Genomic DNA, 21,629 nt, shown 5'->3' with positions numbered 1-21,629 from the left:
ATTAAAACCCCCTATAAATAAAGTCGGAGGCGTTATAATTCAAGCCATATACGCCAAACAAAATTAATGAGAAAATTGCTGCCAAATAAATCACCCAACGAAACATGAGGTTTTGCTTGGATAAGGCTTCGCGAATTTGCACACCGGATTCTTGCAGCAAGCTTACCGTTAGGAATACAAGGGATGCAAAGAATAATACCCATAAATCCTGTATATCAAGCCCCAGTTTTAATAATCCCCCATTCAACAAAACATTTCCGTCCCAATTTTGCACCATAGAGCGCACCATATAGGCAGAAGCACCAACACCGGGAGCTCTGGTGATTATTTTACCCAATGCCACTAAAATAAGTGTGCGTAAAACCTGAAACAAATGCCAGCTAAAACATTCTGTACGAATATGAAGCTTTTCAATTAGTTTTTTGAAGGGCTGATCAAACAAAATGCCCAAAACAATTAATGTGCCGTTGTAAAAACCGAAGGCAATATATTTCCATTCTGCTCCATGCCAAATACCGATGAGGAAGAAAACAATAAACTGTGGAATCAATACAGGCAACAGCTTGCCTATGTAGTTGCCCAGAAGCTTGCGCCCTTTTTTTCCTACTTTCATAAAAAACTTGGATAAAGAAAGGGGATAAAATACATAATCCCGAAACCATGCCCCTAAGGTAATGTGCCATCTGCGCCAAAAATCGGGGATACTGGTTGCCAAATAAGGCCGCTGGAAGTTCTTTTCTAATTGAATTCCCAAAACCTGTGCCGCACCCGTTGCAATATCAATTCCTCCGGAAAAATCCCCATAAAGCTGAACACAGTAGACCAATGCAGCCACTGCAACATAGGTACCGCCAAAGGTTTGAGGATAGCCGAAAATAGTATCTACAATTACCTTGGCTCTATCGGCAATAATCAGCTTTTTAAATGCACCCCAAAGCATTAGCTGTACGCCAAATTTCACTCTTTGAAAGGAAAAGGAATTGGGGCGAAAAAGCTGCTCCGCCAAATCATTATATCTGCCGATGGGCCCTTGCACGATTTGAGGGAAAAAGGAAATAAATAACGCAAGCTTTGCCCAATTTCGTTCGGGTTCATATTTTTCCCGATAAACATCAATCAAATACGCCACAGACTGAAAGGTATAAAAAGAAATCCCCAAGGGTAATAAAAAGCTGTGTATCGGCATCTCAATACCAAGGGAAAAGCGGGCAAACAGTGCATTTAAATTGCTCTCAACAAAACCGGAATATTTTAATACCGCCAAAATACCAAGATTAAAAAGCAGGGCGGGAATTAAAATCATGCGCTTCTTTTTTGTAAAAGTGGCTTTCCAAGCTTTTTTCTGCTCCTTATCCAGCGCTGTCTTTGCAGCAGCAAAATCAACCTTATTTTTTGCAGAGATATTTCCCAGCTTAACTGCAGCAAAATATATGGTTATCGTTGTTGCCAGTAAGTAGATAAAGTACCTTACCCCTGCAAAAAAATAAAAAATATAATTAGCAATTAAAAGCGTTACCCAACGGTAACGCTTCGGGGTCAGGAAATATGAAGTGGCCGCCAGTAGTAGGAATACCACAAATTGTACCGAAGTAAAAGCCATAATCCAATCTCCTTAAAAATCAATCTTCCTGCAATCTTTTAACTAAAGCCATAATTGCTTCAACAGAATTAAAATTTTCAGGAATAATGTCCTCTGCGCCTATTTGAATTTCATATGCCTCACACAATTCTCCAACCAGAGAAACAATGTCAAAGGAGTCCAGCTCGCCGCTATCCACCAACTCCTTGTTCTCCTCAAAATCAACGTCCGGTCTTAATTCCGCTAAAATTTTTAATAGTGTTTCCATCTCTGCATTATCCTTTCTGTTATGTGGTTTTTATCATTACGGGCGCAACCCTGCCATCAGGCAAAAAACCGAATTTTTCGTACATTCGTAAAGCAGGGGGGTTGTCCGTTCTTACCCAAAGGAGGAATTTCTTAGCAACATCCCTTTGGGCAAAAATCCAGTCTTTCACAAGCCGATTACCAACACCTAAGCCGCGTGCTTGGGGCATTACTGCAATATGCCATAGCATTGAGCCCTGTTTCATATTCCCAAAGTGTAAAAAGCCGAGAAGCTCTTGATTTTGTAATGAAACCAATACCTTTTGGTTCAATATATCCGTCAAAAGTGATTCTTTTGTAGGCAATGCCGAGGAAAAGGGTTCAAAGCTTTCATGCATCAAATAAAAAATATCATCAAGCATTTTTTCTGATGCAAAGGTAATCTTTCGCTCTTCGAAAGAAACATTTTTTGTTGTTAAATACATTCGTTTTCGTTCTAAATACGGCTTCAAACCGGCTTTTTTCCAGTTATCCTCCGATGGAATACGCTCCTTCGCAGCCAAAAGCACCTCTTCTAGTATAATAGGTTCTGCAAGCGCAGGCAATACCTCTGGGCTTTTTTCCTTTTCCAAAAAATAATAAAGTTGATAAAACGTTTCTTCTTTTACAAAAAAATACACACCGCCGTCAAAGTCTAATCGATAAATTTTGTCCCTTTGAACCATCAAAAGTGCATCCTCCTGGGAAAAAAAGAAGTTTGTACTTTCTCCATTTGATAGTCTTTTTGCAATTTCTCGCCAAAAAGCTTGACCGTCAATCATCTTTTTTAACATAATACTCCTTTAGGCGCAGCCTGTCTATCTTTCCATTTAAAGTTTGGGGCATTTCATCTAGTAAAATCATAACGTTTGGAAACATATATTTTGGGACCTTATCTCGTAATTTTTTTAAGATATAGCTTTGGGTTGCTTCCTTACCGCAATAAAACAATATAATTTTTTGGTTGTCCCCATCATAAATACAAGTGCCGCTTTCCACTAAATCAATAGAATTGACTGCTGTTTCAATCTCTCCTAACTCAATGCGGTGACCCATATGCTTAATTTGATGGTCTTTTCTTGCCAAGAAAACAATTTCTCCGTGTTCGTTATACTTTGCCACATCTCCTGTTTTATATATTTTTTCGGGATAATAGGGATTTAGAGGATTTTGAATGAACGCCTCGTCTGTTTTTTCTGGATTTTTGTAATAACCCGGAGCAAGGCATCTTCCGCGGATACAAAGCTCTCCCGCTTCGCCTTCCTTTGCCAAATGATCTCCATTTAATATGAATATATCTGTATTTCTGCAGGGATAGCCAATGGGCAAAGGCTCATCATCGGCAAATTCTCTGTTAACAATATAATAGGTGCAATCCACCGTTGCCTCAGTTGGTCCATAGATATTTGCAAAAAGGGCATGGGGATATTTTGTCCGCCACATATTATATTGTTTTGTGGGCATAATTTCTCCGCAAAAAGCAATTTTTTTCAAGGATTGTGGAGCGATTTTCTCCAAAGTGCCTGAATTTGCAACAATGCAAAATGCCGAGGGTACCCAATCTATATAATTTACCTTTTTTTCATCAATATATTCCATCAGCTTTATAGGAAAGGAAAACAACTGCTTCGGAATGATTTCCATGGTTGCCCCTGTTTTTAGAACAGCATAAATATCCTTGATGGACGAATCAAAGTAAAAGGGTGCTTGGTTCCCTATGATTTCATTTTCTGAAATTTCAAAGGTTTCTGTATACCATTCCGTCAAATTTATAACAGAGTGGTGGGTAATAACGACTCCCTTGGGAATCCCTGTGGAACCAGAAGTAAATAGGGCATAAAGTGGATCAGCATCAATGGCAGCTTTTCGAACCTTTAATAAAGCGGTTTCCTCTACTTGGGTATGGAATATTTCCTCAAGCACAATTATTTCCCCTTTATATTCCAAATATTCCGCCGTTTTTTTGCTTTTTTCATCAATGAAAAGCACTTGTGGCTGTAGGGTTTCAAATATGGAAAGGATACGCTCCTTTGGCATTGTGGAGTCAATGGGCGTATAAAAATTTCCGCTGTAAACACAGCCTAAAAAAGCGGCTACCGACGCAGGTGTTTTTTCCATCATAACCGCAATGGGAGCATTTCTTTTTCCATATCGCAGCAAAAATGTTCCTATTTTCTTGCTTAGGGTCATTAATTCTTGAAAAGAGAGGACACTTTCCTTGCTGGCAAAAGCCGTTTTTTCCGGTATTCGCCCCGCTGTTGCCTCCAAATATTCTAAAATATTTCGTATCATTTTTTCTCCTCGATCCGTATAGGTTTTTCCTTTGTAAATAATAGGATTAACTCGATTTTGAGTATAGCATTTTGATTATTCCACGTCAAGGCAAGAGAGAAAAACCCCGTATCTTTCAGTTCTTTTATGACAAATATTATTTTAAAAGTCCAAACAACAAATATGCAGAAATAATTTTTTCTCTTTTATGCTCAAAAGTATAGTATAGACAAGCTGCATTGAAATTGGTAGTTTACGTTTCATTGCCTTGCAGAATTCCCTTTTTTCTGCTATGATTTAAAAATGTAAATTTATTGATAATTTGTACGAAGGAGTTGTAAATACCATGTCAATTGAAAAGGTAAGGGCGTATTTAAAAGAAATGAATTGCCCTCATGATGTTTTAGAATTTGATACTTCCAGCGCCACCGTTGATTTGGCTGCGCAAGCGGTGGGGGTCATTCCCGCACGCATCTCAAAAACCCTTTGTTTAATGTCAAAAGAGGGGCCTATCGTCATTGCGGTTGCAGGTGATGCCAAAATTGATAATAGAAAATTTAAGGATACCTTTGGTTTAAAGGCAAAAATGCTTTCCCCTGAGGAAACACTAGATGCCACAGGACATGCCATTGGAGGTGTTTGCCCTTTTGCCTTGCCGGAAGGAACAAAGGCTTATGCGGATATTTCAATGAAACGGTTTGAAACTGTTTTTCCTGCAGCAGGTAGCAGTAACTCCGCCATCCAATTAACATGTGATGAAATATTTCACTTTGGAAAATGTATTGAATGGGTAGATATTTGTAAAGGCTGGCAAGAAGAATAGGGGTGATGGAATGAAAATTTCAACCAAAGGACGCTACGGAATTCGCTTGATGCTTTCCTTGGCGATTAATTATGAAAAGGGAACGCTTTCCTTAAAGGCTATTTCAAAGGAACAGCAAATTTCTGAAAAATATTTGGAGCAAATAATAAATCCGCTGATGAAGGCAGATTTGGTAACAAGCTTTCGGGGGGCACAAGGCGGGTATATTCTTTCCCGCCACCCCAAAGAAATCACGGCAGGAGAAATATTGCGTGTATTAGAAGGCTCTCTGTCTCCGGTATATTGTGTTGATACGCCTACATGCCCGAATTCAGATTTCTGTGCTTCCCTCACTCTTTGGAAAAAAATGAAGGATGCTTTGGATGATGTGGTGGATAATACAACGTTAGATATTATGGCCCGGGAATACTTGGAGAACGAAGTAGGTAACCGAGGTAATATAATTGAATAAGCTAGCGTTTTTTGAAAAAGTTCTATTTTACCGTATTTTTTCTTGATTATGGTGATGATAAGCGGATTAAAATGAATGGTTTTGAAAATTTGAGGGTCTTTTGTAAAGGTTTCCCATTAAACTCTTGTATCATGAAACAAAGTGTATTTTGAATGAATCATACAAAAAAATATAAAAAAGAATCAATTTGCAAGGTCATTTAGGTATGGTTTTTTGATAAAAAATTACAAAAAACGCTAAGGAAGTCGGAATTTCTGGATTTTTAGAAAATTTTAATTTATAATAATTTTAATGGTTTTTTTCTGACAAGTTAAGTTTTTTATATGTTCAAACGATATTTAGGGGGACTTAGATGAATCTTACTGATTTAAAATATGTAATTGAAATTGACAAATGTGGTTCCATATCTTTAGCAGCCAAAAAACTGTACGTCGCCCAGTCTAATTTAAGCCGGGCAGTAAAAGAATTAGAACAAGAATTTGATATTGTTATTTTTAAACGTACCCCAAAAGGTGTAATTACTACACGAGAGGGACAGCGTTTTTTGCGTCATGCAAAGGAAATACAGTATCAGATAAATATTTTGACGAATCAATATTCTGATGTTAACGACCGTGGGGTTAGCTTAAAAATTTCTGTGCCAAGAGCCAGTTACATTTCTGAAGTTTTTACCAACTGCTTGAATACGTTAATTAAAGAAGAAAATATGCGGATTCACTATTGTGAAACAAATTCCAGTAGAACAATACAAAATGTTTTGGATTATCATTATGATATTGGTATTATTCGTTATAATGTTATGCATGAAGGCTATTATTTGTCTTTGTTTAAGCTGAAGGATCTTGCGTATAGGCTTATATTAGAGTTTGATTATTTGCTTTTAACTTCCAAAAACAGTATTATTGCGGATAAATATATTCGAGCGGATGCAGACTTAGAGGGTTGCATAGAGGTGGTTCATGGGGACGAAAGACTTCCTTCGGGGGATTATATTGATTTAACGGAGAATGATCGGGAGGAACGCTATCAAAAAAAGGTGATTTATGTTTATGAAAGAGGCAGTCAGTTTGAAATTCTTTCTTCTGTACCCAATACCTATATGTGGGTATCTCCTGTACCTGAGGAAACCCTTGAAAAGTATGGCTTGGTACAAATGCGCTGCGGCGCATATGCGAAATATATGAAGGATGTTTTGATTTTCAAGGAAAATCATGTGCCAAAAAAATATGAAAAGCTGCTAATAGATATGCTAAGAGAAAAAACCCGTGAATTTGGGTGTTATTTGTAATTTTAAAATAGTGCAGTGAAAGAAAGACATAAATTAAAAAACAGGCCATAAAATGCCATGAAATTAGAATTTTTCACAGAGCTTAAAAGGATTCACAGAAAAAATGTGAATCTTTTTTTGTTTTCAAAATGCTGATTGAAAGTAAAAAAGCATGGGATATCATTAAAAAACAATAGAAATGAAGTTTTATAGTTTTTTTAACACAAAGCCATTTTGTTTTTAAATTAACAAAATGGACAAAAATGAATAAAACTGATTTTACTTTAAATGGGTTTTTTTAAGCAAATTTTCATAAGACATTTTAAATTGCACAAATGAATGTACAAATAAGCTAATTTTGCACTACAAACAAAGAATAAAATTGTTTTTTTGAGTGAAAGCATTTTATGCAGGAAATTTATGACCATATAAAAATTGATATAGGCCAATCGCTAAAAAGGTATATTAATTTTCAAAAATTTTTATTGATTTAACTGGAACAAGGTGTTAACATTAGCTCCAAGAAGAAAAATCGCACAATATCAAATGTGTATTTTTTGTTGAATTATAAATTTTGCACAACTTGATAGTTTTTCTTTTTTAATCGCTCTCTGTGTCAACTTAAATACTCCCATCTGAATTTTATAATTAATATACCAAATTCAGATGGGAGGACACGGCAATTCGTGCAGTGCCGTTCCTGCACTCTAAGATAAGCGCTACAAGAAACTAAAAAATTATTGTTAGTTTAAGGAGGATTTTAAATGGCAGTTGAAAAGAAAAAAGAAGTAACTACTGCAACAAAGAGACCAGAAGTTGTAAATAGTGTTGAAACCTTGAAACACAGAATTGCAGAGGTAAAGGAAGCGCAAAAAATATTTGCAACATATACACAAGAGCAAGTAGATAAAATTTTCTTGGCAGCAGCTACCGCAGCTACTAAAAACAGAATTCCATTGGCAAAACTGGCAGTAGAAGAAACCAAAATGGGTGTTGTTGAGGATAAGGTAATAAAAAATCACTTTGCTTCTGAATATATCTACAATGCGTTTAAAGATAGACAAACTTGTGGTGTTTTGGAAGAAGATACTGCTTTTGGTATTAAAAAGATCTTTGAGCCCATCGGCGTTATCGCAGCGGTTGTACCTACAACAAATCCGACATCCACAACAATTTTTAAATGCTTAATTTGCTTAAAGACAAGAAATGGTATGATTGTTTCTCCTCACCCTACAGCTAAGAAATGTACAATCGCGGCTGTTAAGGTTGTGTTGGATGCAGCTGTTGCAGCTGGTGCTCCTGCTGGTATCCTTGCTTGGATTGACGAACCTTCCATCGAAATGTCTGTCGAAGTTATGAAAGACGCTGACATGGTATTAGCAACTGGTGGTCCTGCCATGGTTAAATCCGCTTACTCCTCTGGAAAACCTGCTGTTGGTGTAGGTAATGGTAACACACCTGCATTGATTGATGAAAGCGCAGACATCCTTATGGCAGTTAACTCCGTAATTCACTCCAAGACATTCGATAATGGTACAATTTGTGCTTCCGAACAGTCTGTAGTAATTGAGGATAAAGTATATGCTAAGTGCAGAAAAGAGTTCCTTGACAGAGGCTGCTATATCTTGACTCCAGAAGAAAAAGATAAAGTTGGCAGAATTATTTTAAATGCAGCTGGCAATATCAATGCTCAAATCGTTGGACGCAGCCCTTATCAGATTGCGCAGTTGGCTGGTATTGAGTGTCCGAAGGATGCAAAAATCCTCATTGGCGAAGTAACAGAAGTTGATGTTACAAAAGAGCCTTTTGCTCATGAAAAACTTTCTCCTGTTTTGGCTATGTATCGTGCAGCTAACTTTGATGAAGCTATGGATATTACAGACAGGTTGGTTATCGACGGCGGTGTTGGTCATACTTCTGTATTATATGTAGATCCTGTTAAGGCTCCTGAGAAAATAAAGCGCTTTGAAGAAAGAATGAAAACCTGCCGTATTTTGATCAATACACCTTCTTCCCACGGCGGTATCGGCGACCTGTATAACTTTAGACTTCTTCCTTCCCTTACTTTAGGTTGTGGTTCTTGGGCTGGCAATGCAATATCACACAACGTAGGTATCGATGAATTAGTCAATATCAAAACGGTAGCTGAGAGGAGAGAAAACATGCTGTGGCTTAGAACTCCTGAAAAGGTATACTTCAAGAAAGGGTGCACACCTGTTGCATTAAAAGAACTGAAAGATGTATATAGCAGAAAGAAAGCATTTATCGTAACAGATGGCTTCTTATACAAGAATGGCTATACAAAACCCATTACAGATCAGTTGAGTGAAATGGGAATTACAAGCCATGTATTCTTCGATGTAACTCCTGACCCTACATTGCCTTGTGCAATCGCTGGTGCTACGGCAATGAAAGAATTTGCACCTGATGTAATCATTGCTATCGGTGGTGGCTCTGCAATGGATGCTGCAAAGATGATGTGGGTAATGTATGAACATCCCGAAGCTGACTTTGCTGACTTGGCAATGCGCTTCATGGATATTCGTAAGAGAGTATTCGTATTCCCTAAGATGGGCGTAAAAGCAATCATGGTTGCTATCGCTACATCTTCCGGTACTGGTTCCGAAGTTACACCTTTTGCCATTATTACAGATCCATCTACACAGACAAAATACTCCATCGCCGACTATGAATTAATGCCTACCATCGCAATCAGCGATGCAGATATGATGATGGATCAGCCTAAGGGCTTAACAGCTTCTTCTGGTATTGACGTATTGACCCATGCTCTTGAAGCATATGTTTCCATGTTAGCGACTGACTATACAGATGGTTTGGCTTTAAAGGCAGCGAAGTTGGTATTCGATTTCTTGCCCAGAGCATACAAATATGGTCGTGATGATATTGAAGCTCGTGAAAGAATGGCAAATGCTTCTACAATCGCTGGTATTGCCTTCTCAAATGCTTTCTTGGGTGTATGCCACTCCATGGCGCATAAGTTGGGTGCGCACCACCATGTACAGCACGGTGTTGCAAATGCGCTGTTAATTAATGAAGCAATCAAATTCAACTCTGCGGAAGTTCCTAAGAAGATGGGTACTTTCCCTCAGTATAAATATCCTCATACAAGAGCACGCTATGCTGAAGTAGCTACATATTTGGGCTTGCCAGGCAAAACTGATGAGGAAAAAGTAGATAGCTTGATTGCGAAGATTGAAGAGTTGAAGGCTACTGTTGGTATCGCAAAGTCCATCAAAGAACATGGTGTTGACGAAAAATCATTCTTGGATTTACTGGATGTTATGTGCGAAGAAGCATTCGATGACCAGTGCACAGGTTCTAACCCTAGATATCCTTTGATGAGCGAAATTAGAGAAATGTATTTAGCAGCTTATTACGGTAAGTAATCAACATACCCTCTATATTTATGAAAAAGGATCACATTGGGTTTTGTGGTCCTTTTTTATGGAGTTTTTTGAAATGCAAAGCATACTTTTGGAAAAATGAATCATGGGAAGTATCCTGTGTGAGAAGTAGAAATTCCTTTTGGGATGTACAAAAATGCATTTAAATAGGTAGGAACTAGTGATTTTTAAAAAAATAAAACGGATTATAAGCTATGGGGCTTGTAATCCGTTTTTAAAATCAACGTTTATTGCTGTTTTCCTTTTGCTTTTTTTGCGATTTCTATGTGAATTCTTTTGTTTTTGATTTTAGCATTTTTCATTCCTGCTAAAATATCTTTTATATAATTTTTGGGTACATCCACAAAGGTATAATCGTCAAAAAGGTCAATTGCTCCCAAGACTTTTCCGGGAACTCCGGTTTCGTTTGCAATGGCACCTACAATATCCTTTGCACGAATTTTATTTTTCTTGCCGGCATTGATAAACAAACGAATCATTTTTTCATCATTGCCGCCATAGAGTTCTGTTCCGCCTAAATTAATGTCGTCTAAAACATCCAATTCGTCAACATTGACATCTGCAAGGTGGTTTTTCAGTAAAGCCGCTGCAATATCAATTGCGGTAAAGTCCTCATCTGTTAATCGTTCAACCAAATTAATGTATTTGGTCAGATGACCTTCATTTATAACATCTTTTACTTTGTCCAAAAAAATATTGGTTTTCATTTCTTCAACGTCGCTAAGTGTAGGCAATTTTTGCTGCACAATTTTTGTTTTTGTGTAGCGCATAATATCCCGAAGCTTATAAATTTCTTTACCAACGCAGAATGTAAATGCTTTTCCAGACTTTCCAGCACGGCCAGTACGACCGATACGATGAACATAATATTCTTCGTCCTGAGGAACGTCATAGTTAAATACGACATCAATGTCATCCACGTCAATGCCTCTTGCCGCCACGTCGGTTGCAACTAGGATTTCAATAGTTCCATTACGGAATTTTTGCATAACCTTATCACGCTGAGGCTGCTTTAAATCACCATGAAGGCCTTCAGCAAAATAGCCGCGACCTTGTAGAAGCTCAACCAAATCATCCACACGTTTTTTGGTATTGCAAAACACCATGGACAAATGAGGATCGTACACATCAATAATACGAGTCAATGCATCCAACTTAGTTTTTTCCTTAACATCAAAATATGCCTGTTCAATATTGGGAACGGTTAACTCTTTGCGAACTACCTTCACAAATTCAGGATTTTTCAAAAATCTTCTTGTTATATCCAAAATTTCGGGTGATAAGGTTGCAGAAAATAGTAATGTTTGATGATCCTCTGGAATTTTGGTCAAAATTAATTCGATATCTTCACGAAATCCCATATCCAGCATTTCATCCGCTTCGTCTAAAACCATCATTTGCACGGTTTCCATTTTTAAGGTCCTACGACGCATATGATCCATTACACGACCGGGGGTACCAATTACTACATGTGCTCCTTTTTTTAAAGCAGCAATTTGTCTGTCAATAGGTTGTCCGCCATAAATTGGCAAAACACGAATATTCTCTTTGTATTTCAAAAGCTTTCTGAATTCTTCGCTAACCTGAATTGCTAATTCTCTGGTTGGGCAGAGAATTAACGCCTGTAAACGTCTATCTTCAGGGTTTACGCGTTCTAAGCAGGGAATACCAAAAGCTGCAGTTTTACCGGTGCCTGTTTGAGATTGACCGATGACATCTCTACCTTCTTTTACAACGTTGATTGCCATAGATTGAATTGGGGTTGCTTCTTCAAAACCCATATCCAATACTGCCTGGCAGATTTCTGGGGATAAGCCCATGTCTTGAAATTTTAAATGTTCCATTCTTTGTTTCCTTTCTTCTTTTCCGAGCCGAAGAGAAACCACAAAAAAGGAAGTTGCTTGTCAGAGGTTACCCTCCACGTTTTCTTTCGACTACTTTATTATAATTTAAGTGCTTTCGCAAATGGCATATTCTTTTTTTTCTTTTAATATACCTGTTTTAAATCCCTTTTAAAGCACTGTTTTGCCATCAGGTTTAAAAAAAACCATACGCTCTATCATAACAGGGAAAAATAGTAATTGCAAGGGGCAATTGTCTGTTATATAATGAATTGTTACTAATTTACAAGAAAAACTTAGAAATAGGAGGAATTTTGATAATGCAGATATTAGAAGCTATTGTTTTGGGCTTAATTCAAGGCCTGACAGAGTTTTTGCCGGTAAGCAGCTCCGGACACTTGGTGCTGTTTCAGAACCTTTTCGGCATACATGAGGCAACACAGGCATTTGCTATTTTACTGCATGTGGGAACCTTAATTGCGGTTTTTATTTACTATTGGAGAGATATTTGGGATTTGATCTGTCATCCCTTTCAGCGTACAACAGCCCTTTTAATTGCCGGTACTGTGCCTACGATTATCATTGCATTATTGTTTAATGATACCTTCGATACTGTTTTTGGTACAGGAAAATTTATAGGTTTTAATTTTATTATTACCGGTTTTATCCTTCTTTATGCGGATAGTCGCAAGGAAGGGAGAAAGAAAATCCGCAATATGTCAATTTTTGATTCTTTGGTGGTTGGTACAATGCAAGGTTTGGCAATTTTACCTGCCGTTTCTCGCTCTGGTATGACCATAAGTGCCTGTCTGGCAAGAAAAATGGACCGGGAAAATGCAGCTAGGTTTTCGTTTTTATTGTCTATTCCTGCAATACTGGGCGGTATGGTGCTTATGATAAAGGACATGATAACAGGTGATGTGGTTTTGACTGAGGTTTTTGGTATTTTGCCCATGGTAGCTGGTTTTATTGCAGCGGCGGTTTCCGGTTATTTTGCCATTCGTTTTATGGTGGATATCATCAAAAAGGGTAAGTTGAAATGGTTTTCTGTGTACGTGTTTATCTTAGGTGTTGTATTAATTGCAGACCAGTTTTTCTTACATATGATTATTAAATAATAGGATTTTCTTTCGATGGCAGGGCAGGGAATTAGTGAATATGAAAAATGGCATTGTTTTTTGATATATATAATATATTAGATGAATAGCGAAAGGAGGGGGAATATGATTCTAAAACAGTTTTTTTTGGAGGAGTCATTACTTGGGCTGCATGGGAATGCGGAATTTATCTTTCGGATTATCATTGCTTGTATTTGCGGCGGAATTGTTGGCTATGAGAGAACCAGACGCCGTAAAGAGGCAGGAATCCGTACGCATGTAATTGTTGCAATCGGTTCCACTTTAATGATGATTGTGTCTAAATACGGTTTTTATGATGTGATTACAACTGCTGGAATAGGGGTAGATGTATCCCGGATTGCTTCCAATGTAATTACAGGAATATCTTTTTTGGGTGCGGGTGTAATTTTTGTGAAAAATATTTCTATAAAAGGGTTAACAACGGCAGCAGGCCTTTGGGCAACCGCAGGTATTGGCTTGGCCATTGGCGCCGGCATGTATTCTATTGGTATTTTTACCACAATTTTTATTCCGATTATTCAGATTTTGCTTCACAGTGGTTTAAATAAGCAGGAATTCAATCATGATGACACGGTCTTAATTACTTTTTATCATATTCCTTCCCAAATTGATTCTATTAAGAAGGAGTTAAACAAAAGAAATATTGAAATTTTGCATATGGAGCTGGAGAAAAATCCCGATGGTACTGCTACTGTAATATTGGATGTTACAAGAGATACTATGGTTACCTGCACAGATTTAACTGATTTTTTGGCAGAGAATCCCCTTGTAAAGAGCTTTAAAATTTAAGAAAACAGAATGAATTTCATAAAAGGCTGTATAATAACCCAAGACAGGATAACCTTGTTTTGGGTTTCTTTTTTATAAAAAAACCTTTCCATTTAGGAGGTATGAAAAATGGATATTTATATTAAACCAATTGAAAAGGCGCAAGTGATAGAAAGAAAGCTGGTTTATTTAAAGGATATTGCAGAGGTTTTTATTGGTGGGCAGACGAAGGGCGAAATTGAGTCCCTCGTTGTTTTTCAAATACCAAAGGATAGAGATGCAACCTATCTGTTATCTGTTTTGGATATTATAAGAGTTATTAATCATCATTATCCAGATGCCACGGTTTCCAATGTTGGTGAAATGGATATTTTAGTGGAGTATCATCAAAAAGAAAAAAAAGAAAATAAAGGAATAGAATTTTTGAAGGTTTTTGTAATTTGCATTGTTTTATTTGCAGGAGCATCAACAACCATAATGTGCTTTCACACTGATACACAAATACCATTAATTTTTCAAAACTATTATTATATGTTCTTTGGTGAAAATGTGGATATGCCGTTAATTTTGTCAATCCCGTATTCCGTTGGTTTGGCGGTTGGGGTATTGGTGTTTTTTAATCATTTTTCCAAATTTAAAATTACAGATGATCCTACGCCCATTGAGATTGAAATGACTACCTATGAGAAGGAGACCATCGCCAGCGTTGTGGATAAACTGAACAAAAAAAGTGACAAAGGGAAGAAGGGTAAATGATGGCTAACATACTTATGATTATCATTGGCTTCGCCTCGGGGGCTGGCATTGCGGCCGGCGTTTTTGCCTTTATCGCAGCGATCGGTATTGTGCCACGTATGGCACAAAGAAGTAAAACGGAAAAATATATTCCTTTATATGAAGATATGATTTTGTTGGGGGGACTTTTTGCTACAACGGCTATGTTTATAGACTATAGACTGCCCAAAATCCCATTTTTGGCGGGGGCACTTGCCCTTGCAATTGGTACTTTTGTGGGCGTTTTGGCAATGGCCTTGACGGAGGTTTTAAACGTAATTCCAATCTTACTAAGGCGCAGCAGAATTACAAAAGGCCTTCCTTGGCTTATATTATGTTTTGCATTGGGTAAGGTAGCGGGGGCATTAATTTACTTTTTGGTAGATGGGTTTTATGTGCTTTAAACACCGTATGAAACATAAATCTTTGATGGTTTATACAAAGGGAAGAAAAAATAGTTTTTTCAAAGTGTGGCAGCCTAAAAAACAATAAAGGTATTTTTTTTGTTTACTTGAAAATACTAATCTTTGAGAAATGACAAAAATTCTTAAATTACGAAGGAGGTAACAATATGGACACAAGCAATCGTGCCAAGCAAGAGTATGACCAAATGGTTAAAAAAGCCTCACCAAACAGCCCGATATTCACAAATTGTGTAAAGGCTTTTTTTTCAGGTGGTTTGATCTGCGGCTTTGGGCAATTATTATTAGATTATTTCAGCAAAACAAATTCCGAGGACGATGCGGCATTAATGCTTTCTGTTACACTGATTGCAATTTCGGCGGTTTTAACAGGCTTTGGATTGTATGAAAAAATGGGGAAGCAATGTGGTGCAGGGACGATTGTTCCCATAACGGGCTTTGCGAATTCCGTGGTTTCACCGGCAATTGAGTTTAAAAAAGAAGGCTTAATTTTTGGGACTGGGGCAAAAATGTTTATTTTGGCTGGACCTGTTATTGTATATGGAACGTTAACTTCTATGATTGTGGGTATTATATATTATTTTATAGGCAGGTGATATAAGCGTGGGTGCAAAAAAAATAGGAAAACAAACAGTACGATTGAACGAGGGTGTTCGCATTATGTCGGTGGCATCCACCGTAAGCAAAAAAGAGAGCGAAGGCCCATTGGGCAAATATTTTGATAAAATCATTGAAGATTCTATGTTTGGAGAAAAAAGCTGGGAGTTGGCCGAAAGTCATTTTATTCGTGAAAATATGGAGCTAGTGGTGCAAAAAGCCGGCTTAAAAATGAAGGACATGGATTATCTCCTTTGTGGTGATCTGTTGAATCAATGCACTGCCTCAACCTTTGGCACAGTGGATTTTCAGATTCCCTTTTTTGGATTATACGGAGCCTGCTCAACCATGGGCGAATCTATGAGTTTGGGAGCCATGCTGATTGACGGCGGATTTGCAAATTATACATTAGTGGGAGCCTCCAGCCATTTTTGTGGGGCAGAAAAGCAGTTTCGGGCGCCACTATCCTTGGGGAATCAGCGGCCGCCTACTGCAACATGGACGGTAACGGGGGATGGTGCAGCTGTTCTGGCAAAAAAAGGAAACTTTCCGTGTATTATGGAAATAACTACAGGCAAAATTGTAGATATGGGGATTACCGATGCAAATAATATGGGAGCAGCAATGGCACCTGCAGCGGTGGATGTATTGGTAAATCATTTTAAAGATACAGGAAGAACCCCGCAGGATTATGATGTAATTGCAACGGGGGATTTGGGTGAGGTTGGACGTAGCTTAGTGGTGGCTTTGATGAAAAAAGAAGGCTATACCATGGATGGACGCTATACGGACTGTGGAATTGAAATTTTTGATAAAAACGCACAGGATACCCATAGCGGAGGCAGTGGATGCGCTTGCTCCGCGGTCACGTTTTGCGCATATTTCTATCCAAAGCTGATGAATGGGGAAATCGGAAGAATGCTTTTTATTCCCACAGGGGCGCTGCATAGCCCAACTTCCTCACAACAGGGTCAAAATATTCCCGGCATAGCCCACGCCGTTGTCATTGAGGGCTGCGGCGAAAAGGAGGCGAGAAAATGATTTCATTGCTAAAAGCCTTTCTTGTAGGCGGAATTCTTTGTGTGATTGGTCAAATTTTAATTGATAAAACAAAGCTGACATCGGGCAGAATTTTGGTTATATATGTTTGTGCTGGCTGTATTTTAGGTGCCCTTGGTATATACAAGCCATTGAAAGAATTTGGTGGTGCCGGTGCTACGGTTCCCTTAACGGGTTTTGGCTATCTCTTGGCTGAGGGGGTAATGAAGGAGGTTGATTCTTCCGGATTTTGGGGGATTTTTACAGGAGGCTTGAAAGCCGCATCAGGGGGCATAACCGCAGCTGTGGTATTTGCTTTTCTTGTTGCCCTTGTTACGAATCCAAAGGAAAAGTAAAATATATTTTATTTTTGCAGGGTCATATCAAGAGATAGGGCCTTGCATTTTTTTTGCAAGCAAGGACAGATTATGTTAAGTATCAAGGAAAAGATGGGGAAAGCTTACACAATCTTAAATTTCTAAAACAATGGCTACGGGAAAAAATTTTTCATTTGAAGAGCCAATGGAAAATAGTAAATTAAATTAGTGTTTTATTTTATCATTGCAAGGGCAGGAATGAATGCAATTGGTTTAAATGCCTAATTTCAAATCACTATTTGCTTTTTTGTGCATTTTTAAACAAATTAATTGAAAAAAGAATGTTTAAAGCTAACAAAAGAACATCCAATGACGAACTTAAATTTTGCTTGGTTTGTTTCTTGTGTGAAATTAGTTCGTATGCTATAATAAAAAAGTTAAAGCACTTAAAGTGAAAATAAAAGACTTTTTGTCAGGCAATTAAGAAAATTAATGGAATTTTAGAAAGATAAGTTGATTTTTCTACGTTGGGTGATATAATTATGTTAATCTAAAAAAGGATGTGAGGCCAATGCACAAGGCAATTGGTTCTAAAAAAGATTTTGGCAACTTAAATGAGGATGAATTGTTAGCAGAGTACAATAGCTGTGTGGGGGATATCATTAATCACGAAATGGTGAAGAAGATGGATTCCTGCGTGCAGCATTGCAATACAAGCCGGTTGCAGCATAGTATCAACGTATCTTATTATAGCTTTTGGGTTTGTTATCGTATGGGGTGGGACTATCGTTCTGCCGCAAGAGCAGGACTTTTGCACGATTTATTTTTCTACGACTGGAGAATTAAAAAGGGGCTTCGCACCAATCATGCCTCTTGGCATCCAAGGGTTGCGTTGGATAACGCAAGCAAAATTACAGAGCTTAACAAAGTTGAACGAGATGCTATTCGTAGGCATATGTGGCCATGTACATTGATTCCTCCCAGATATATTGAATCCTATGTGGTTACCCTTGTAGACAAAGTTTGTGCTGTTTGCGAGGTTGCAGAGCGGAAATATAAAGGTTTCCGTGTGAGAAAAGTTGCTGTTTCTTAAAGGAATAAAGAATCATTTTGTGAAGGAAATGTTAGTATATGAAACGTCGGTAAACACAGGGGTTGTGGGTATCGGCGTTTTTGTTATGTACGATAAAGGAATATCGGAACATTGTTCCATCAAAACAACCCCAAAAGGCGGTGAAACTCTATGGTTCATCACCTTTTGGGGTTTGATTGTTTAAAATATTTTGATTATGCTTTGGACAAAATTTGAGCAAAAACAAGGATAAGCTCGTCCAAGCCCGTTTCGGGGGAAAAATTATTTTCGCAAATTCCCTCAGCGGCAGCAGTATATAGGGGCAACCGTTCTTGATACAGGCGAAGGGTGGTTTCCGCATTTGGTGCTAATGGCCTGCCGTTTCCGCTTTCCAATAATGAAACTTCTCTTTTTATCCAAACAATTCGTCCATTTTTCTTTAGAATATTTATGTTTTCCCAATCCTTAATGACGCCCCCGCCGGTTGAAATAACAAAACCGTTCAATTGTGAATACTTTTGAACCATGGCTTTTTCAATTTCACGAAATGCGGGCTCTCCCATTTGATAGAAATAGTCTTCAATAGGCATTTTGATTTCTTTTACAATTTCTTCGTCAATATCAATAAAGGTTTTACCAAGGCATTCTGCCGCTTTTTTTCCCAACGTGGTTTTGCCGCAACCACTCATGCCAATTAATACAAGGTTGCTGCGTTCTTCCAAAAGAGAGGAATATAGCCTGTGGGTTATAGAGTCGTCTACTTTTTTTTCTAAAAAAATGGCAACTGCGCATTTTGCTTGCCCAATGAGCATTTCTAGGCCGCCAACTGCAACGACTCCTTTTGAAATCCCGTCTAAAACAAATTGTGTTCTTAGAGGATTATATACAACATCAATTACTGCTTCCAGCCTTTCAAAGGACGATAAATCAATGGGACTATGTTCTGTATTTGGAAACATACCAACAGGGGTGGTGTTGATAATGATTTGCGCATCCCCATGGTTTTGATAGCAGGCATCGTAGGAGATTGTTTCGGGATTTTCCTTATAATATACGGTCAGAACTTCCTTTGCTCCCATATCCGTTACCACTGAAATGCAGGCTTTTGCCGCTCCGCCTTTTCCCAGTAACAAAACTTTTTTTCCTCTTGGATCTATTTTGTGCTTGACTAACATATACCGAAAACCATCATAATCCGTATTATAGCCATAAAGCCTATTATTTTTATTTACAATTGTGTTAACTGCGCCGATTGCTTCTGCTTTTGGATCGATGCAATCCAAGTATGGAATGACCATTTCCTTATAGGGTATGGTTACATTGATTGCGGCAAAGTCTTTTTGTGCCATGAAATTGTGAAAAGACGCTTTGGATAAGGGGATCAAATTGTAGGTATAATCTGCCAGTTGTTCATGTATGATTTTGGAAAAGCTGTGTCCAAGCTTTTCTCCGATTAAGCCGTATCTCATGGAAGCACCTCAAATCTTTGTTTTCTCCTATGGTAATACAGTAAATGAATTTATGCAACGGTTTCTTTGGTTTTCTTTTTCCATAATGCAAAGGATGTATTATTTCATTTGTTAAAGCTTGCATGAGAAGTATTTTTATTACAACTGCAATGAAATGGCTTGCTTCATAATGACCATAAATTACCACCATTTTGTAAGCTATTCTTAATGGTAATCTAGGGAATATTGTGATAATATAGTAAAAAACGGTAGGGTTAGTAGATTAATAGGAGAAAATGATGAAAAAATTGTTGAAAAAAATGGGCGCGGCAATATTATCAGCATCTTTATTGTTAAATAGTACAAACATAGTAACGGCATATGCAGCTAATTCCAAGGATTTTTGTGGTGTGTGGATTTCAACGGTATATAGTGCGGATTATCCCTCTGTGCAAAATGATATAGTAGCACAAAAGGCAGAGTTTACACAAAAACTAGACAAATTGAAGGCACTTGGGATAAATGCCGTGGTAGTTCAGGTCAGACCCAAGGGGGATGCTTTTTATGAATCGGAATTAAATCCTTGGAGTGCAGTTTTAACCGGCATACAGGGAAAAGATCCGGGGTATGACCCAATGGCGTTTATGATCGAGGAAGCACATAAAAGAGGGATGGAGTTTCATGCATGGATGAACCCTTACCGCATTACCACCTCGGGAACGGATTTGGCGGCGCTTTCTTCTGATAATATGGCAAGGCAGCACCCTGATTGGATCATTACTTACAATGGTGCAATGTACTATAACCCTGGAAAAACGGAGGTAAAAGAGTATATTCGTGACACTGTTGGTGAGGTTGTTAAAAACTATAATGTGGATGCAATTCATTTTGATGATTATTTTTATCCGTCAAATTATCCATTGCCCGACGGAGAAACGAGGGATGGACAAGAGGCAAATGCGCGCCGAGAGCATGTAAATGACATGGTTCGCATGGTAAATGAGAAAATAAAAGAAATTAATCCAAAGGTTCAATTTGGGATAAGCCCCTTGGGGATTTGGAAAAACAACAGCTCGGATCCCTCCGGTTCTCAAACCAATGGTGGGGAAGGCTATTATTCCGTATTTGGTGATGCAAAAACTTGGGTGCAAAAGGGATGGGTAGACTATATTACACCCCAGCTATATTGGGAAACTGGATATTCCTATGCGGATTATGAAACCCTTGTGAAATGGTGGAGCAATTTGGTAAAGGGCACCGGTGTTACTCTTTATATTGGACAGGGCATATACAAGGATGTTGTAGCCAAGGAAATCGCGCATCAGTTAAAGATCAATGAAGGTTATGATGTAAACGGAAGCATTTTCTTTAGTGCAAGAGATTTATTTGATGATCGACAGGGTGCGGCAACGGCAATAAAGAAATACTATACTGCAACCTCTTCAGCGGGAACGACGACCCCAGTGACACCAACTGTGATTGAAAAGAAGAAGGCCTATGCGACCCGTTCGTCAATTACCGTAAACGGAATGCCTGTTTCCTTTGAAGTATATACGATTAATGATTATACCTACTTTAAGTTAAGGGATATTGCTTATTCCATCAGCGGCACGCAAAAGCAGTTTGACACTGTTTGGAATGAGGCGGATGCTTCAATTAATTTGTTAACAGGCTTAAGCTATTCGGGAACAGCCAGCGACAGCGCAACAGCAACAGATACATCGGCAACTACCTCCACAGCAAAGCTTTATCTGGATGGGGAACAACAGAGTGTAAGTGCGTTTACCATTAACGATTATACCTATTATAAACTAAGAGATATTGCGAAGCTTTTAAATGTTGGGGTTACTTGGGATAGTGAAACATCTACCATAGGTATTGATACCACAAAAGGATATGAATAAATTGCTTTTAGGCGGTGCTTACAGAATTTTTGTAAGCGCTGTCTTTTTATGTTTAAAGCATGATATGTAAGTCTGAGAGACGGAAAAAATGATGAGTCCCTTGAAGGGGGTAGAATTATTCAAAATATATGTGCTTTATTTCAATTTTTTGGCAAAACTGAAAATGGGTTGAAAAATAATGTAAAGAGGATATTCTAAAAATAAAATT

At 38.1% G+C, this 21,629-nt stretch carries 20 protein-coding genes; 14 read left to right on the top strand and 6 right to left on the bottom strand.

Going from position 1 to position 21,629, the window contains the following annotated elements; translation table 11 throughout:
- Window position 1: 1 nt before the first annotated feature.
- The 4 genes from CLNEO_RS07100 to CLNEO_RS07085 are packed head-to-tail and all read right to left on the bottom strand — an operon-like array spanning window position 2 to window position 4,156.
- Window positions 2-1,600: an MBOAT family O-acyltransferase gene (locus CLNEO_RS07100; protein WP_066086507.1), complete on the bottom strand. Its 1,599-nt coding sequence runs from the start codon at window positions 1,598-1,600 to the stop codon at window positions 2-4.
- A gap of 19 nt (window positions 1,601-1,619) precedes the next feature.
- Window positions 1,620-1,847 (bottom strand): acyl carrier protein, encoded by a 228-nt coding sequence (locus CLNEO_RS07095; protein ID WP_066086504.1) that lies wholly within the window; start codon window positions 1,845-1,847, stop codon window positions 1,620-1,622.
- 19 nt (window positions 1,848-1,866) lie between these two features.
- Window positions 1,867-2,658: a GNAT family N-acetyltransferase gene (locus CLNEO_RS07090; RefSeq protein WP_066086498.1), complete on the bottom strand. Its 792-nt coding sequence runs from the start codon at window positions 2,656-2,658 to the stop codon at window positions 1,867-1,869.
- Window positions 2,639-4,156: an amino acid adenylation domain-containing protein gene (locus CLNEO_RS07085; protein WP_066086495.1), complete on the bottom strand. Its 1,518-nt coding sequence runs from the start codon at window positions 4,154-4,156 to the stop codon at window positions 2,639-2,641. Before CLNEO_RS07085 ends, CLNEO_RS07090 begins: the two co-directional genes overlap by 20 nt.
- Before the next feature lie 325 nt (window positions 4,157-4,481).
- On the opposite strand from CLNEO_RS07085, the gene CLNEO_RS07080 reads away from it, so the two are divergent.
- From CLNEO_RS07080 to adhE, 4 genes are all read left to right on the top strand, one after another.
- Complete coding sequence (locus tag CLNEO_RS07080) at window positions 4,482-4,958, top strand: YbaK/EbsC family protein (RefSeq protein ID WP_066086491.1); 477 nt, start codon at window positions 4,482-4,484, stop codon at window positions 4,956-4,958.
- 10 nt (window positions 4,959-4,968) lie between these two features.
- Window positions 4,969-5,409 (top strand): RrF2 family transcriptional regulator, encoded by a 441-nt coding sequence (locus tag CLNEO_RS07075; protein ID WP_066086487.1) that lies wholly within the window; start codon window positions 4,969-4,971, stop codon window positions 5,407-5,409.
- Between the two features lie 352 nt (window positions 5,410-5,761).
- A complete protein-coding gene (locus CLNEO_RS07070) occupies window positions 5,762-6,697 on the top strand; it encodes a LysR family transcriptional regulator (RefSeq protein WP_066086483.1) in 936 nt (311 codons plus the stop codon).
- A 743-nt stretch (window positions 6,698-7,440) separates the two neighbouring features.
- Window positions 7,441-10,083 (top strand): bifunctional acetaldehyde-CoA/alcohol dehydrogenase, encoded by a 2,643-nt coding sequence (gene adhE / locus CLNEO_RS07065; protein WP_066086481.1) that lies wholly within the window; start codon window positions 7,441-7,443, stop codon window positions 10,081-10,083.
- Window positions 10,084-10,328: 245 nt separating this feature from the next.
- Here adhE and CLNEO_RS07060 read toward each other — a convergent pair whose 3' ends face one another.
- Window positions 10,329-11,945, bottom strand: a complete 1,617-nt coding sequence (locus tag CLNEO_RS07060; RefSeq protein ID WP_066086660.1) for a DEAD/DEAH box helicase — start codon at window positions 11,943-11,945, stop codon at window positions 10,329-10,331.
- 317 nt (window positions 11,946-12,262) lie between these two features.
- Between CLNEO_RS07060 and CLNEO_RS07055 the strand changes: the two genes are divergently transcribed.
- From CLNEO_RS07055 to CLNEO_RS07015, 9 genes are all read left to right on the top strand, one after another.
- Entirely contained in the window at window positions 12,263-13,060 is a 798-nt protein-coding gene (locus tag CLNEO_RS07055; protein ID WP_066086478.1) for an undecaprenyl-diphosphate phosphatase, read from the top strand.
- Between the two features lie 105 nt (window positions 13,061-13,165).
- Complete coding sequence (locus CLNEO_RS07050; protein ID WP_066086474.1) at window positions 13,166-13,870, top strand: MgtC/SapB family protein; 705 nt, start codon at window positions 13,166-13,168, stop codon at window positions 13,868-13,870.
- A 108-nt stretch (window positions 13,871-13,978) separates the two neighbouring features.
- Entirely contained in the window at window positions 13,979-14,605 is a 627-nt protein-coding gene (locus CLNEO_RS07045; protein WP_066086472.1) for a stage V sporulation protein AA, read from the top strand.
- Window positions 14,602-15,027: a stage V sporulation protein AB gene (locus CLNEO_RS07040; RefSeq protein ID WP_066086468.1), complete on the top strand. Its 426-nt coding sequence runs from the start codon at window positions 14,602-14,604 to the stop codon at window positions 15,025-15,027. The genes CLNEO_RS07045 and CLNEO_RS07040 overlap by 4 nt, the downstream gene beginning before the upstream one ends.
- A 167-nt stretch (window positions 15,028-15,194) precedes the next feature.
- Window positions 15,195-15,641, top strand: coding sequence for a stage V sporulation protein AC (spoVAC, locus tag CLNEO_RS07035; RefSeq protein WP_066086465.1), 447 nt, complete (start codon window positions 15,195-15,197; stop codon window positions 15,639-15,641).
- A gap of 7 nt (window positions 15,642-15,648) precedes the next feature.
- Window positions 15,649-16,683, top strand: a complete 1,035-nt coding sequence (spoVAD, locus tag CLNEO_RS07030; protein ID WP_066086463.1) for a stage V sporulation protein AD — start codon at window positions 15,649-15,651, stop codon at window positions 16,681-16,683.
- Complete coding sequence (spoVAE, locus tag CLNEO_RS07025) at window positions 16,680-17,036, top strand: stage V sporulation protein AE (protein ID WP_066086460.1); 357 nt, start codon at window positions 16,680-16,682, stop codon at window positions 17,034-17,036. Before spoVAD ends, spoVAE begins: the two co-directional genes overlap by 4 nt.
- A gap of 532 nt (window positions 17,037-17,568) precedes the next feature.
- Window positions 17,569-18,090, top strand: a complete 522-nt coding sequence (locus tag CLNEO_RS07020; protein ID WP_066086456.1) for an HD domain-containing protein — start codon at window positions 17,569-17,571, stop codon at window positions 18,088-18,090.
- A gap of 19 nt (window positions 18,091-18,109) precedes the next feature.
- On the top strand, window positions 18,110-18,274 hold the full coding sequence (locus CLNEO_RS07015; protein ID WP_157723500.1) for a hypothetical protein: 165 nt from the start codon (window positions 18,110-18,112) through the stop codon (window positions 18,272-18,274).
- 10 nt (window positions 18,275-18,284) lie between these two features.
- On the opposite strand, the gene CLNEO_RS07010 is transcribed toward CLNEO_RS07015, so the two are convergent.
- Window positions 18,285-19,538 (bottom strand): shikimate kinase, encoded by a 1,254-nt coding sequence (locus CLNEO_RS07010; RefSeq protein WP_066086449.1) that lies wholly within the window; start codon window positions 19,536-19,538, stop codon window positions 18,285-18,287.
- A 278-nt stretch (window positions 19,539-19,816) separates the two neighbouring features.
- On the opposite strand from CLNEO_RS07010, the gene CLNEO_RS07005 reads away from it, so the two are divergent.
- Window positions 19,817-21,421 (top strand): family 10 glycosylhydrolase, encoded by a 1,605-nt coding sequence (locus CLNEO_RS07005; RefSeq protein ID WP_066086446.1) that lies wholly within the window; start codon window positions 19,817-19,819, stop codon window positions 21,419-21,421.
- The last annotated feature ends 208 nt before the right edge of the window (window positions 21,422-21,629 follow it).

This window comes from Anaerotignum neopropionicum, assembly GCF_001571775.1.
In the GTDB taxonomy this organism is placed as follows: domain Bacteria; phylum Bacillota; class Clostridia; order Lachnospirales; family Anaerotignaceae; genus Chakrabartyella; species Chakrabartyella neopropionicum.
The sequence above is the reverse complement of the archived record's forward strand: the minus strand, read 5'-3'. Positions and strand labels throughout refer to the sequence as shown.

Bases quoted from the DNA above. Each gene is read 5' to 3' on its own strand.
- CLNEO_RS07100 (WP_066086507.1), bottom strand. From the start codon at position 1,600: ATGGCTTTTACTTCGGTACAATTTGTGGTATTCCTACTACTGGCGGCC.
- CLNEO_RS07050 (WP_066086474.1), top strand. From the start codon at position 13,166: ATGATTCTAAAACAGTTTTTTTTGGAGGAGTCATTACTTGGGCTGCAT.
- CLNEO_RS07020 (WP_066086456.1), top strand. From the start codon at position 17,569: ATGCACAAGGCAATTGGTTCTAAAAAAGATTTTGGCAACTTAAATGAG.
- spoVAC (WP_066086465.1), top strand. From the start codon at position 15,195: ATGGACACAAGCAATCGTGCCAAGCAAGAGTATGACCAAATGGTTAAA.
- CLNEO_RS07080 (WP_066086491.1), top strand. From the start codon at position 4,482: ATGTCAATTGAAAAGGTAAGGGCGTATTTAAAAGAAATGAATTGCCCT.
- CLNEO_RS07060 (WP_066086660.1), bottom strand. From the start codon at position 11,945: ATGGAACATTTAAAATTTCAAGACATGGGCTTATCCCCAGAAATCTGC.
- CLNEO_RS07085 (WP_066086495.1), bottom strand. From the start codon at position 4,156: ATGATACGAAATATTTTAGAATATTTGGAGGCAACAGCGGGGCGAATA.
- CLNEO_RS07070 (WP_066086483.1), top strand. From the start codon at position 5,762: ATGAATCTTACTGATTTAAAATATGTAATTGAAATTGACAAATGTGGT.
- adhE (WP_066086481.1), top strand. From the start codon at position 7,441: ATGGCAGTTGAAAAGAAAAAAGAAGTAACTACTGCAACAAAGAGACCA.
- CLNEO_RS07045 (WP_066086472.1), top strand. From the start codon at position 13,979: ATGGATATTTATATTAAACCAATTGAAAAGGCGCAAGTGATAGAAAGA.
- CLNEO_RS07095 (WP_066086504.1), bottom strand. From the start codon at position 1,847: ATGGAAACACTATTAAAAATTTTAGCGGAATTAAGACCGGACGTTGAT.
- CLNEO_RS07040 (WP_066086468.1), top strand. From the start codon at position 14,602: ATGATGGCTAACATACTTATGATTATCATTGGCTTCGCCTCGGGGGCT.
- CLNEO_RS07005 (WP_066086446.1), top strand. From the start codon at position 19,817: ATGAAAAAATTGTTGAAAAAAATGGGCGCGGCAATATTATCAGCATCT.
- CLNEO_RS07010 (WP_066086449.1), bottom strand. From the start codon at position 19,538: ATGAGATACGGCTTAATCGGAGAAAAGCTTGGACACAGCTTTTCCAAA.
- CLNEO_RS07075 (WP_066086487.1), top strand. From the start codon at position 4,969: ATGAAAATTTCAACCAAAGGACGCTACGGAATTCGCTTGATGCTTTCC.
- CLNEO_RS07055 (WP_066086478.1), top strand. From the start codon at position 12,263: ATGCAGATATTAGAAGCTATTGTTTTGGGCTTAATTCAAGGCCTGACA.
- spoVAE (WP_066086460.1), top strand. From the start codon at position 16,680: ATGATTTCATTGCTAAAAGCCTTTCTTGTAGGCGGAATTCTTTGTGTG.
- CLNEO_RS07090 (WP_066086498.1), bottom strand. From the start codon at position 2,658: ATGTTAAAAAAGATGATTGACGGTCAAGCTTTTTGGCGAGAAATTGCA.